Source organism: Subtercola sp. YIM 133946, from assembly GCF_036553535.1.
In the GTDB taxonomy this organism is placed as follows: domain Bacteria; phylum Actinomycetota; class Actinomycetes; order Actinomycetales; family Microbacteriaceae; genus Subtercola.
This window is the reverse complement of sequence record NZ_JAZHPE010000045.1, coordinates 310501-323480: the sequence shown is the minus strand read 5'-3', so window position 1 is coordinate 323480 and position 12980 is coordinate 310501. Positions and strand designations below refer to the sequence as shown.

The 12980-nt window shown below is 66.8% G+C and carries 12 protein-coding genes; 5 read left to right on the top strand and 7 right to left on the bottom strand.

The window, feature by feature from the left end; translation table 11 throughout:
- Positions 1-15: 15 nt before the first annotated feature.
- The 7 genes from V3W46_RS15570 to V3W46_RS15540 form a co-directional block, all read right to left on the bottom strand.
- Positions 16-783 (bottom strand): alpha/beta fold hydrolase, encoded by a 768-nt coding sequence (locus V3W46_RS15570; protein ID WP_331784050.1) that lies wholly within the window; start codon positions 781-783, stop codon positions 16-18.
- A 52-nt stretch (positions 784-835) separates the two neighbouring features.
- Positions 836-1441, bottom strand: coding sequence for a TetR/AcrR family transcriptional regulator (locus V3W46_RS15565; RefSeq protein ID WP_331784049.1), 606 nt, complete (start codon positions 1439-1441; stop codon positions 836-838).
- A gap of 17 nt (positions 1442-1458) precedes the next feature.
- On the bottom strand, positions 1459-2316 hold the full coding sequence (locus tag V3W46_RS15560) for an ATP-binding cassette domain-containing protein (protein ID WP_331784048.1): 858 nt from the start codon (positions 2314-2316) through the stop codon (positions 1459-1461).
- Positions 2313-4199, bottom strand: coding sequence for a dipeptide/oligopeptide/nickel ABC transporter permease/ATP-binding protein (locus V3W46_RS15555; protein ID WP_331784047.1), 1887 nt, complete (start codon positions 4197-4199; stop codon positions 2313-2315). The genes V3W46_RS15560 and V3W46_RS15555 overlap by 4 nt, the downstream gene beginning before the upstream one ends.
- Positions 4196-5137 carry an ABC transporter permease gene (locus V3W46_RS15550; RefSeq protein ID WP_331784046.1) on the bottom strand — a complete coding sequence of 314 codons (942 nt, stop codon included), beginning with the start codon at positions 5135-5137 and terminating at the stop codon, positions 4196-4198. Before V3W46_RS15550 ends, V3W46_RS15555 begins: the two co-directional genes overlap by 4 nt.
- 75 nt (positions 5138-5212) lie before the next feature.
- Positions 5213-6733 carry an ABC transporter substrate-binding protein gene (locus tag V3W46_RS15545; protein WP_331784045.1) on the bottom strand — a complete coding sequence of 507 codons (1521 nt, stop codon included), beginning with the start codon at positions 6731-6733 and terminating at the stop codon, positions 5213-5215.
- Between the two features lie 222 nt (positions 6734-6955).
- Complete coding sequence (locus tag V3W46_RS15540; protein WP_331784044.1) at positions 6956-7924, bottom strand: aldo/keto reductase; 969 nt, start codon at positions 7922-7924, stop codon at positions 6956-6958.
- Between the two features lie 99 nt (positions 7925-8023).
- On the opposite strand from V3W46_RS15540, the gene V3W46_RS15535 reads away from it, so the two are divergent.
- The 5 genes from V3W46_RS15535 (at position 8024) to V3W46_RS15515 (ending at position 12973) form a co-directional block, all read left to right on the top strand.
- The gene (locus V3W46_RS15535; protein WP_331784043.1) at positions 8024-8758 is read left to right on the top strand and encodes an SDR family NAD(P)-dependent oxidoreductase; all 735 of its coding nucleotides are present in this window, start codon (positions 8024-8026) and stop codon (positions 8756-8758) included.
- The gene (locus tag V3W46_RS15530) at positions 8755-9870 is read left to right on the top strand and encodes a zinc-binding dehydrogenase (protein ID WP_331784042.1); all 1116 of its coding nucleotides are present in this window, start codon (positions 8755-8757) and stop codon (positions 9868-9870) included. Before V3W46_RS15535 ends, V3W46_RS15530 begins: the two co-directional genes overlap by 4 nt.
- Positions 9871-9944: 74 nt before the next feature.
- Positions 9945-10910, top strand: coding sequence for an aldo/keto reductase (locus tag V3W46_RS15525; protein ID WP_331784041.1), 966 nt, complete (start codon positions 9945-9947; stop codon positions 10908-10910).
- A gap of 61 nt (positions 10911-10971) precedes the next feature.
- Positions 10972-11943: an alpha/beta hydrolase gene (locus V3W46_RS15520; protein WP_331784040.1), complete on the top strand. Its 972-nt coding sequence runs from the start codon at positions 10972-10974 to the stop codon at positions 11941-11943.
- Entirely contained in the window at positions 11936-12973 is a 1038-nt protein-coding gene (locus tag V3W46_RS15515) for an alpha/beta hydrolase (protein WP_331784039.1), read from the top strand. Before V3W46_RS15520 ends, V3W46_RS15515 begins: the two co-directional genes overlap by 8 nt.
- Positions 12974-12980: the final 7 nt, after the last annotated feature.

Below are 12980 nucleotides of genomic sequence, written 5' to 3'. Positions count from 1 at the left end.
CGCGGTGAGGGAGGGTCAGTCGAGGAGGAAGTCGAGCGTCAAACAGCGCAGGTCGTCGCCGGCGAGCGCGCCGACGTGATCGCCGGGCACGATCTCGACCACGACGGGCCGGCCCGAGATCAGCGCTACGAGTTCTGTCGATGCAGACGCCATCTGGTCGTCAGCACCGATGACGAACAACGTGGAACACTGCGGCGGGGTGCGGGCAGGGTCGAAGGCATCAGCACCGAGGCCCTCGACGAGGGCGAGCAGTGATCTCGGGTCACGGCCGACGGCGCTGGCAAGCTGCACCATGATGCCGGCCAGCGGGTCGATCGGTTCGGTGCCGGTCTCGAGAAACTGGTGCAGCTGCCCGGTGTCGACGGCGGCGAACGGTTCGACCGGGCTGAGCCCGCCGAGCACGAGTCGCCGAACCCGATGGGGCCGGGTGCCGGCGAAGTCCCAAGCGAGCCGAGCACCGAGCGAGTAGCCGACCACGTCGAGGGTGCCCGTGTCTGATTCCGAGTCGGCGAACGACACGCCGGGCTCGATGGCAGCGTCGACGGCGGCAAGGATGGCGGCCGTCGAGACGTCTGCGACTGCGTCGATCGCACCCGCCGACCCGTGGCCGGGCAGGTCGACCACGTAGACGTCGCGGCCGGCCGAGGCCAGTGGTTCCGCCCAGCGGTCAGCGGGCCAGTCGGCGACCCCATCTGAGGCGAATCCGTGCAGCAGAAGCACCGCCGGACCGCTTCTCTGCCCGCGAGCCGGGGTGTGCGACACGCGCGCTACGAGCGCGGTCATCGTTGCGTCTCACGGTCGGAGCGGGCATCCGGTCGCCCGGTCGCAGTCGAGCCTAGACGACGTCGACCGAGGCACTCAGACGTTCGATGAAGTGGTCGACGTATGCCTGGTAGTCGGGCCCCTTCTCGCCGCCGGGGTACATCAGGCTCATGACATTCGACCCGATCGTCACCGAGATGACCTCGGTCGCCAGCTGTTCGTCGGTCTGCTCGAGCTTCACCCCTGTCGACTGCCTCGCCCGTCTGATGAGTGTCACCAGTTGCGCCTGCCACCCGGTGAGATGGCGCCGGTACAGGTCGGCCAGATCGGTGTTCGACATGGCGTACTCCCACAGCGCGAGCAGAACCCGGCCCGAATTCACACGATGTTCGTCGAGGGGCAGCGACCCCTCGAGGTACGAGCGCAGCTGCTGCAGTTCGTCGGCATCGGCCATCGGCGACGACAACGCCTCGCTCATCTCGGCGAGCACGCTCTCGAAGGTCGCCGCGACAATCGTCTCTTTGCCGGGAAAGTAGTGTTTCAGAGCGCCGTTCGCGAAGCCGGCCTCGCTGGCGATGCTGCGCATGGTCGCCGCTTCGAATCCGCCTTCGAGAATGAGCTTCTTCGCCACCTCGACGATGTCTCTGCGTCGCTGCTCGTGATCGATTACCTTCGGCATGGTGCCCTTTCTGTGCCTTACTGTATCGCGAGCGCATCGGCCGTCCTCCGAAGTCGCAACCACGCCTGCCGCCGGGCCGCCTGCGCCGACGGGTCGGCCACGGGCGACGCGAGCAACAGACGTTCGCTGTAGGCATGCTCAGGTGAGCGGGTGATCTGCTCACCGGGGCCCTGCTCGACGATCTCGCCCCGGTACATCACCGCCACGTTGTGGCAGATGCGCCGCACCACCCCGAGGTCGTGCGACACGAAGATGTACGAGACGCCCGTGTCGCGCTGGATCTCGATGAACAGATCGATGATCGCCGCCTGAGTGGTGAGATCGAGCGCGCTCACCGGCTCATCGCAGATGATGAGTCGGGGCCGCCGCACGAGGGCTCGGGCGATGGCGATGCGCTGGCGCTGCCCCCCGGAGAATTCACTCGGGTACCGTGCCAACGCGTTCTGCGGCAGCTTCACCCGGTCGAGCATCTCTGTCACCGACCCGCGGGCCGACGCCGCACGCACGCCCGAGGCGACCAGAGGCTCGGCCAGAATCTCACCGATCGTCATGCCCGGGTCGAGCGAACCGTACGGGTCTTGAAAGACCACCTGCAGACTGCTCGCCAACCGGCGCCGCGCAGCACCGCGGGCGTGGGTGATGTCGGTGCCGTCGAAGGCGATTGCGCCCGCCGTCACCGGAGCGAGGCCGAGAATGGCCTTGCCGAGCGTCGACTTGCCCGAGCCGCTCTCGCCGACGATGCCGAGGCACTCGCCTGGCGCGACCTCGAGCGACACACCCTTCAGAGCCCGGAACGGTGCACCACGGCGCCCGGGCACCCGGTAGTCCACCACCAGGTCGTCGACGGCCAGCAGTGGCCCTGCGCTCGCATTCATCGCGACATCACTCCTCGGCTGTGTTCGGCGACCACAGAAGCGGGTCGTTCGGTCGACGCGCCCGCGGGTGCAGCCGCCATTCGGTCGGCTGCCGGATGACCGGCGTGCCGTTCATCGAGTTCACGACGACTCTCCGACTCATCGAGCGACGCTCCGATGAGCGCCGCGGTGTACTCGTCGGCGGGATGCTCGAAGATCTGATCGACGTCGCCCACTTCGACGAGATGGCCGTTGCTCATCACGGCCACTCGGTCGCAGATGTCGGCGACGACGCCGAAGTTGTGGGTCACGAGCAGCAGAGCCATGCCATACTCGGCCTGCAGCTCGCGAAGCAGTTCGAGCACCTCGGCCTGCACCGTCACGTCGAGTGCGGTGGTCGGCTCGTCGGCTACCAGCAGTGAGGGTCTGCCGGCGATGGCCCCGGCGATCAGCACGCGCTGGGCCATTCCACCCGAGAGCTGGTGCGGGTACGAGCGCATCACGCGCTCGGGGTCGGTGATGCCGACCCGCTCGAGCACGGCGACTGCACGCGCCCTGGCTTCGCGTCTGCGCATGCTGTGCACCGTGCGCAGGGGCTCGACGAGCTGGAATCCGATGGAGTACGAGGGGTCGAGGTTCGACATCGGCTCCTGCGGAATGTAGCCGATCTGCGTTCCGAGCAACTTCGCGCGGGCGGCCGTGCTGAGGCCGGTCACCTCGAGGCCGTTGATCCAGATTGCGTCGGCGACCGCGTTGCCCCCGTTCGGCAGCAGGTCGAGCAACGAGAAGACGGTCTGCGACTTGCCCGATCCGGATTCACCCACGATACCGAGCACCTCGCCGGGAGCCACATCGAGAGTGATGCCGTGAACCACCTCGATGTCGGTGTCGCCTTTCGCGTAGCTCACCCGCAGGTTCTCGATGCGGGCGGCCGAACCGGCGATGTCGTACACCGTGCGGCCCGACGCTGGGCCGCCGCTGCCTGCCATCGCAGTTCGACGTCGGGTGGCCGCCGTGCGCTGCCTGCGTGTTGCTCTGTCGGTTCGCACGCTGATCAGATCGGCGAGCGTGGAACCAATGATCGCCAGTACCGCGATCGTGACTCCGAGGGCCGCGGCGGGCCAGAGCAACAGGAGAGGGTTGGTCAGCATATTTCTGAAGCCGTCATTCATCATGGCGCCCCAGCTGGGCACCACCGCGCTGCCGATTCCGAGAAACTGCAGACCGGCCTGCATTCCCATCGCAATGCCGGCGGTGAGGGCGGTCTGAATGATGATGGGTGGGTAGACGGCACGGATGATGTGGCGGCTCATCGTTCGGAGGTCGGTGAGGCCGGCCACCTTCGCAGCGTCGATGTACGGCTCGTTGCGCACCGAGAGAGTGGTCGATCGAGCGATGCGAAAGTACCCGGGCGCCATGAACACACCGATGGCGATCATGATGATCGTGAAGTCGGCACCTGAGGCTGCAGCCACGATCAGCAAAATGATCATGCCAGGAATCGCCTGCAGGGCGTCGCTGATCCACGTGCCGATGCGGTCGGTCTTACCGCCGAAGTAGCCGGCGGCGACCCCTGCGGGCCCCCCGACGACGAGCCCGGAGACGACGGCGATGAGCGCTCCGTAGAGCGTCGTGCGCGTACCCCAGATGAGCCGGCTGAGGATGTCGCGACCCGACGAGTCTCCGCCGAGCCAGTGCGCGGCGCTGGGCGGCGCCTTTGTCAGCGACAGCGTGACGAAGTTCGGATCGGAGGGGCTGAGCAGGGGCGCGAGAACTCCGATCAGCGCGATGACGACGAAGACAGCTAGAGCGATCACCCCGGCGGGGCGTCTGAGGTACCGCCGCCACACCGTACCGGGACGGGTCGCACGAGAATCGAGGTCTGCAGTGAGTGCTTCGGTCACGATGTGCGCGCTTTCGGGTTGACGATGCCGAGCAGAAGATCGAGCAGCAGGTTCACGATCACCACGAACAACACCGAGACCACAGTGATACCGAGGATCATCGGGATGTCGGCCGAGTTGGCGGCCGACATGGTCACCGCGCCGATGCCCGGAAGATTGAAGATCGTTTCGACGATGATGGCGCCCCCCAGCAGACCGACGAACTGCAGCGCGAGAACCGTCAGCGCTGCCGGTGAGGCGTTGCGAACAATGTGCGTGATGAGGCGCCCTCTAGAGAGACCACGGCTGCGCAGCGTTCGCACATATTCCTGGCCGTTCACCCGCACGACGGCATTTCGCAGCTGTTCGGCCACCGACACGATGGCGCCCAACGACAGCGCGATCGCCGGCAGCGTGATGGAGTCGAGCCAGCCCGCGAACGACTTCGCCGGCTGCACGTACCCGACTGCGGGAAACCACTTGAGGTTGATGGCGAACCAGATCACGAGCACGAGGCTGACCCAGAATCCCGGCAGGGCGAACAGCACCACCGCGGCCATCTTCACCACGCGATCGATCGCGCTGCCTGGCCGCGTCCCTGAGACGATTCCGAACGCCGCGCCCACCACGGCCGAGATGAGGGTGGCGAAGATGACGATCGACAGGGTGACGGGCAGTTTCGACGCCAGCTCGCCGGTCACAGAGCGCGAATTGGCCCACGATGTACCGAAGTCGCCTGTCACAGCGTGACCGATCCAACTGAAGAACTGGGTGATGATCGGCTGGTCGAGCCCGAGCTTGGAGTTGAGGGCGGCCTCCTGCGACGGCGTCGCATTGTCGCCGAGGATGGCCGATGCCGGGTTGGGGAATGCCCAGTGGCTGAGAAAGAACGCGGCGATCGAGATGGCCACCAACAGAATGGCCCCTGAGATCACGCGCCGAACGGTGAAGCGGAGCATGGACGTCTCCTGAAGGTGTGCGGGCGGGTCGCGCGTGGGGTGCGTGCGACCCGCCCGATTGTCGGGAATCTCTGGCTAGCCCTGCTGGATGTAACGCAGGGTGGGGAACATCATGCCGGTGATCGGCGTGACGGTGATGCCCGGGCTGCTCACGTAGATGTTGTTGGCCTGGTACCAGACGCTCCACCAGGCCATCTGCGTCAGCTGGGTGTTGAGCTGTTTGATCAGCGCCGTCTGCGCGTCACCGGTGGCCTGGTTGATCTGGTCGACCAGGCTCACCAGTTCGGGAAACTGGGTGTACTCCGGGGTCGGGTCGAACCACTGAGGGGTGGTCAGCATCTGCGCGACGGTAGCGTTCGGGTTCGAGTCCATGGCGAGGTACGAGACGAACATCGGGTAGGTCGCGGCCTTGGTCTGGTAGTCGGCCTGCGACATGTCGTCCCAGGTCACCGTGACACCGATATCGGCGAGCGATTGCTGCGTCACGGCCTGCCACTGCTGGAAGACCGGCGACATCGGCATGGTGACCGAGAAACCGCTGGCGTATCCGGCATCGGAGAGCAGCTGCTTCGCGGTCGCTACGTTGTACGCATAAGTCGAATTCAGCGAGGAGTCGTTGATCGCGCCGCCGTCGGGGAAGACCTGGTTCGTCGCGACGCCCGCTCCGCTGCCAATCGACTGCAGAATGGATGCCCCGTCGAATGCGTAGTTCAGTGCCTGGCGCACCTTCTCGTTACCGAGCGGCGCGAGCATCGAACCGGTGTGGTCGATGAACTGCAGCCCCACCCACCCCGCGACCTTCTGCGAGACGTTCCAGCTGTTCTGCTGGGCCTGCGGCAGATCGGTCGCCGCGGCGTAGTTGACGTTGATCTGACCCGACAGCATGGCATTGTTGCGAGCAGTGGCGTCAGTGATCGGCATGATCTCGAGGTTGGCGAAGGGGTAGGTCGACGCATCCCAATACCCGTCGACCTTGGTGAAGTGATAGTCGCTGCCGGCCGTGCTGGTCGACGCGTCGAGTACGTACGGGCCCGATCCGACTGGCGTCGTGGCAAGGGTCGACGACGTCAGAGCTTTCGGCGAGACCATGTAGCTTCGGCCGAGGCCCATCAGGTAGAGCAGGGTGTCATCACGCTGGGTGAGGGTGATCGTCAGAGTCGTAGGGTCGGTCGCCTGGAAGCTGGCGACATTCGCGTAGGTGGGCCCCGAGAGCGTGCCTGCCTTGAGGTGCTCGAGGTTGGCGACCGCTACTGAGGCATCGAACGCGGTGCCGTCACTGAACGTGACTCCGGTGCGCAGGTGCATCGTCAGAGTAAGGAAGTCGGCCGAGTACGACCAATCCGTCGCCAGGGCCGGAATCGGCTGCGAATCAGTGTCGAGTGCGATCAGCGGGTCGTACACGGCCGAGAGATAGGGCCCGTCGAAGCCGATGTCGGCGTTGGCCGGATCCCACGAGGTGACGTCGAGAAAGTTGCCGATCTTGAGGTCGGTGGGTGCGCTGCTTGTCGACGAACTGTCTGTGGCTCCGCCTGACGAACAGGCCGTGAGCACGATCGCCGCAGCGGCGAGCATCGCGACTATCGGGAACTTCTTCATGATTCCTTCTCTCGAGTACAAGGTGTGGTGGCGCATGTTCGGGTGAGGTGTTCTGACCACGGGTTGGTTCGCCTCGTGAGGTGGATCCGGCGGCACCGCGGTGTGTCGTGGTCTTTATTCTACATACGTTGACTTCAAAGGCAAGGTCTTCACCGGGCTTTATTCAACGATCGTAGGAAATTATTTCGACGGATCGTTCAATCGTGTTTCAATCGCGTAAATTCACCATCGCCCGTCAGATCGAACACTCGTGTCGACCTGGAGATCTGCCAGCAGGGTGCCGAGACGAGCGGCTCCGATTCGTTCGAAAAGGCGAACGGCAGCGATGCCCTCGTCGAGCTGGCTGCGACGGGATGCCCCGAACAGCACATTTCCCACCGCGGAATGGGCAAGCACGAAGGCGAGGCTGAGTTGTGCGGCGGTCGCGTCGAATTCGGCCGCCCGTCGGGCGATGGCAGGGTGGATGGCCGCGATCTGTTCGCGGATCGATCCGACATCGGCGCCGATCTTGCGCTGGGGGCGCAGTCGACCGGCGAGGATGCCGCCCTCGAAGATATCGGAGGCCTGTAGGCCCAATTCGCCCGATGCGAACAGGTCGCCGTACTCCCGACCCTCGGCCATCGATCGCCGCGCCACGCTGTACTTGAGCTGGGCGAACACGGGGGGCGCAAGGCCTTCGCGCCGGGCGAAATCGAGAGCCCGTCGGGTGTGCTCGATGCGCCAGTTGTTGATGCCCCAGCTGCCGATCAGGCCCTGCTGCTCAAGCGCGGCGACATCGGCCACAATGCCTTCGACATCGGGCTCGCCCAGATAATCACCGACCACCACCGTGTCGAGCCGCTGCTGCCCGATGCGCTCGAGGCTCTCGTGCAGCTGGTCGGAGAACGACGCTCTCGGGTAGTCCCACAGCCACAGCTTGCCGCAGAGCACCACATCGTCACGGTCTCGTCCCGACGACCTCAGCGCTTCGGCGAACAGCAGATCGGTTCGCGAGCCCTCGGCGTGCGGGCCGGTGTTGTAGTAGGCCACGTCGAAGAAGCCGGCACCGGCGTCGCAGGCCCGCTCGATCATGGCGACTGCCTCTGCGGCCGGCATTCTGTCCCACGTATTCCACGATCCGAGCGCCAGAATCGGCACCTCCGGGCCTGAACGACCCAGGCGTCGGGTCGGCAGCTTGTCATCAGTGTTCATCGTGCCTCCCGGCGTTTGCTTTTTTTCTACGCGCGTATAATATACGTACCACGCTATCAACGACGAGTGCCGAGGGCATCGCAGATCGGTGGAGGTTTCATGAGTTCGACACGGCGGGTGCTCGTCACCGGCGGAGCAAGCGGGTTGGGTCGCGGCATCGCCGAAGCCTTCGCTGAGTTGGGCGACGAGGTGATCATCGCCGACTCGAATCGCGAGGCCCTCGCGTCAGCCGCCACCGAGATCGGCGTGCTGCAGCGCTTCGTAGACATCTCCAGTGCGGCATCCGTCGCTGAGGCCGTCGACGCCGTCGCCACCGATCACGGGGGCATCGACGTGCTCGTCAACAACGCCGGCATCGTCGGCGGCGGCGGCTCGATGCTCGACCTCGATGTCTCGGTTCTGGATGCCGCACTGGCGGTGAACGTGCGAGGCACGTTTCTCATGACGCAGGCCGTCGGCCGGCTCATGGCCGCCGCCCGAAGCGGGTCGATCGTCAATGTCAGCTCGATCGGCGCCCGGCAGCCGACCCCGGGTCTCGGGCACTACGAAGCGACAAAGGCGGCGATCGACGCTCTCACCCGCACCGCGGCCATCGAACTGGCGCCGTACCGAGTGCGGGTGAATGCCGTCGCGCCGGGCCCGATCATCACTCCGCTGACCCGCGTGCTGGTCGCCGATCCGCAAGCCCGCTCTGCCTGGGAGGCGCGCATCCCGCTCGGCAGCGTCGCGACGGTCGACCAGGTCTGCCCGCTTGTGGTTTTTCTGGCGGGCGACACGGCATCGCACATCACCGGCACCAGCGTGCCGGTCGACGGAGGGCAACTTCTCTCATGACCACGCCGCTTCCCTCTGCCACCCGCGCTGCGGTGCTCGCACACCACGGTGAGCCCCTGTCGCTCACCCATGTTCCGCTGCCGACGGAGATCGAGCCGGGCGCGGCACTGGTGCGCCTGACCTGCACCACGCTCTGCGGTACCGACATCGAGCTCTGGTCGGGAAAGATGACGTTCGCCGGAATGCTGCCGATGATCCTCGGGCACGAGATGGTCGGCGCCGTGGTTGCCATCGGCGCAGGAACCGTGGACGCTCTCGGTCGGCCGCTCTCGGTCGGCGACCGAATCGGCTGGTCAGAGTCGACGTGCGGCGAGTGTTATGGCTGCACGGTGCTGCGCGAGCCGGTCGCCTGCAGTCGACGGGGTTACGGCTTTCTGCAGCGGTCAGACGCGCCGCCCTACGCCACCGCCGGGCTGGCCGAGTACTGCTACGTCACACCCGGAGCCGCCAAGCTGCTGCTGCCCGACGAGGTGAAAGACGCCTGGGCATCGATGGCCGGGTGCGCGGCGAAGACGGTACTGCGCGCATTCGACAGGGCGGGCGGGGTGCGGCCAGGATCCCGGGTGGTCGTGCAGGGGTCTGGAGCACTCGGCATCTTCGCCACTGCCGTTGCTCATCTCTCCGGCGCCGGATCTGTCATCACCGTCGGCGCACCGACCGCCAGGCTCGAGATGGCCGCGCGTTTCGGCGCCGACCACGTCATCGACATCGCCGGCGGATCGACGGCCACGGTCGAGCGGGTGCTCGAGCTCACCGCGGGGCGGGGCGCCGACCTCGTGCTCGACTTCGCGGGAGCCCCGAGCGTCGGGCCCGAAGCAGTGGCGATGGCCGCCCAACGCGGGACGTTCGTGGTGGTCGGCAGCACCGGGCCCACCGGCGATGCCATCACGCTCGGCACCGTCATGGGCAAAGAACTCACGATCGTCGGGTCGCTGAACGGCGACATCTCTGACTACTACAGGGCCATCGAGTTCTTTCGCGATTTCGCCACCCGCATGCCCTGGGACGACCTGTTCAGCGAACCGGTCGGCCTCAGCTTCGCCAGCGATGCTGTCGAGTCGATGGCGCGGCTCGGGCAGATCAAGGCCGTGATCGACCCCCGGCTGCCATGAGATCTGTCGCTCTCGTGCCCCCATCCCCTCAGCCCCTCACCCGCAGACACGCCGAAACCACCCCGGAGCCCCGAATGACGATCCCAGCACTCCTGAACCGCCGGATGATCGGCAGAAGCCCGGTCGAGACCTCGGCCCTCTCGCTCGGCTCGTGGCACACCTACGATCGCATGGACTTCAGCGACGCAGTCGACCTGCTGCAGTATGCGGTGCAGAACGGCATCACCCTGTTCGACGTGGCCGCCTACGGACTGCCGGGTGCCGCCCCCGTGCACACCGATGTACTGTTCTCGGCCATGGTGCGTGCCGCGGGCATCCCTCGCTCTGACTATCAACTGTCGGCGAAACTCTGGCTCGAGGGCTTCGGCGACCACGGCTTTCGGCCGCAGCTCGAACGAGCCCTTCTGCGCGCCGGGGTTGAGTATGCCGACCTCGTCATTCTGGGCGATCTGCGCCGCACCGACCTCGAGCTGCGCGACCTCGTGCTCGACCTCGCTTCGCTCGCAGACGCGGGGCTCATCAGAACATGGGGCGTGAACAACTGGTCGACCGAGAACATCCGGCAGCTCGTCGAGATCGCCGCGATATCGGGGGTGAGCGGGCCACAGATCGCGCAGCTCAAATACAGCGTCGCCCGCCGTGCGATACCAGACGGGGCACCCTTCGCCGAGCTGTTCGCGGCGGGTCTGTCGATGCAGGCATCCGATGTGCTCGAGGGCGGCATCCTGGCCGGAAACCTGGCGCCCGACCGCGAGGTCGGCCGAGACCCTGGTGACATCCGCGAGCGCATCCGGGCCTCGGTACCCGCCATCGCCGAGGCGGCCGGGAGACTCGGCGTCTCGCCGGCGCAGCTCTGCCTGGCCTTCACGCTCACACATCCCGCAAACGTGAGCACCCTGTTCGGTGCGAGCCGGCTGGGCCAGGTCACCGACGCCCTCGAGGCCGTCGACCTGGTGCACCGGGTGGGTGCCGACGAACTGCGAAGCCTCGTCGAACCATTCTGGGCCGACAACGGAATCGTCGATCCAGCCGGCCCCTGACCGACAGCACCGAGACCCTCCTCCGCCCTACAGGCACCGCTCACGAGAGATTCGAGATTCCATGCCGATCACCGACCCCGCTCCTCCCTTCGACACCGAGTTGCAGGCGACGCTCGCTGCCATGCCCGAGACGCCTCCGCTGACCTTGTCGAGCATTCCCGCTGCGCGCGAGGCACTGGCGGCGATGATGCCGACGGTGGCTGAGGCCATCGGCGACCGTGCCGTCTCGTTCACCGAGGTGCTGGTTCCGGGGCCCGCCGGGCAGCCCGCAGTGGCTGTCACGGTGCTGCGACCCCGGGAGGCCGTCCCGGCTGCCGCCGGGGCTCTGGTCAACTTCCACGGCGGCGGCATGATGGTGGGCAACCGCTTCATGGACACCGGGCGGCTCGTCGACCTCGTGCTCGAGCTCGGAGTGGTTGCGGTGAACGTCGAGTATCGGCTCGCGCCCGAGCATCCGCACCCCGCACCCGTCGAAGACTGCTACGCGGCGCTCGTCTGGGTCGCCGCCAACGCGATGCAGCTCGGGGTCGACCCCGATCGCATCGTCGTGATGGGCGGCAGCGCCGGCGGCGGTCTGAGCGCCGGAGTGGCCCTGCTGGCCCGAGACCGGGGCGGCCCCGCCCTCGCCGCTCAGCTACTGCTGTGCCCGATGATCGACAATCTGAACTCCACAGTGTCGAGTCGCCAGTGTGCGACAGGCGGAACCTGGACGCTCGACGCGAACCTGCTCGGCTGGCAGAGCCTGCTGGGCGGCGAAGCCGACTCGACGCAGGCGTCGATCTACGCGGCGCCGAGCCGAGCGACTGACCTTGCGGGGTTGCCGCCTGCGTTCATCGAGGTGGGCAGCGCCGAGCTGTTCCGCGACGAAGACGTCGACTACGCCTCGCGCCTCTGGGCTGCAGGCGGCCAGGCCGAACTGCATGTGTGGTCGGGGGGTTTTCACGGCTTCGACATGTACGCGCCCGGCAGCGCGCTTGCGGCAGCGGCTCTGGATGCCCGGCTCTCGTGGTTGCGGCGGGTGCTCGGTGCCTGAGCCCGTGCATGTGTCGCCGCCCCTGCCGGCGCTTGCGCCCGTTTCCTACGACCCGGAACTCGTGGCCGGACTCGCCGCTTTTCTCGACGCGGTCGAACAGCTCCCGCTTCGCGCCGACACCATCCTGGCCAATCGGGCTCACTTCGCTTCGCTCGTTCCGCCAGTGGAGCAGCAACTCGGTGACCGGCCCATCGATGTCGAACACGTGATGGCTCCCGGGCCCGCAGGAGCCCCAGACATCGAATTGACCGTGCTGCGGCCGAGGTCGGGCACCGGCAGCAGCGCAGGTACAGGCACCGGCACCCCCGTGCCTGGGCTCTACCTGATCCACGGCGGCGGCATGGTGCTGGGCAATCGCCACTTCGGCGTCTCCGACGCGTTCGACCTCGTCGAAGAGCACGGCGTCGTTGCCGTCTCGGTGGAGTATCGGCTGGCCCCTGAGCACCCCCACCCCGCACCGGTCGAAGACTGCTATGCCGGTCTGCTCTGGTTTGCCGCCGCCGCGTCCCGTCTTGGAGTCGACCCCGACCGCATCATGGTCTGGGGTGCGAGCGCGGGTGGGGGGCTGAGCGCGGCGGTCGCTCTGCTGGCGCGCGATCGGCGAGGGCCAGCACTGGCCGGTCAGCTGCTCGGCTGCCCGATGATCGACGATCGCAACAACACGGTCTCCAGCCACCAGTACAACGGCATCGGCGCCTGGGATCGTTCGAACAATCACACCGGCTGGAGCGCACTGCTCGGCGACGAGCGCGGTCGTGCGGGCGTCTCACCGTACGCGGCTCCGGCGCGCGCCATCGACCTCGCCGGCCTGCCGCCCGCGTACATCGAGGTGGGGGCCGCCGAGGTCTTTCGAGACGAGGCCGTCGACTATGCGTCGCGTCTCTGGGCGGCTGGCAGCCAGGCCGAGCTTCACGTCTGGGCCGGCGGCTACCACGGCTTCTCGACGTTCTCGCCCGACGCAGTCGTGTCGAGAGCCGCCAACGCTGCCCGTGCGACCTGGCTCCAGCGCACGCTTCGTCTGTTGCGCTGACTCGCGG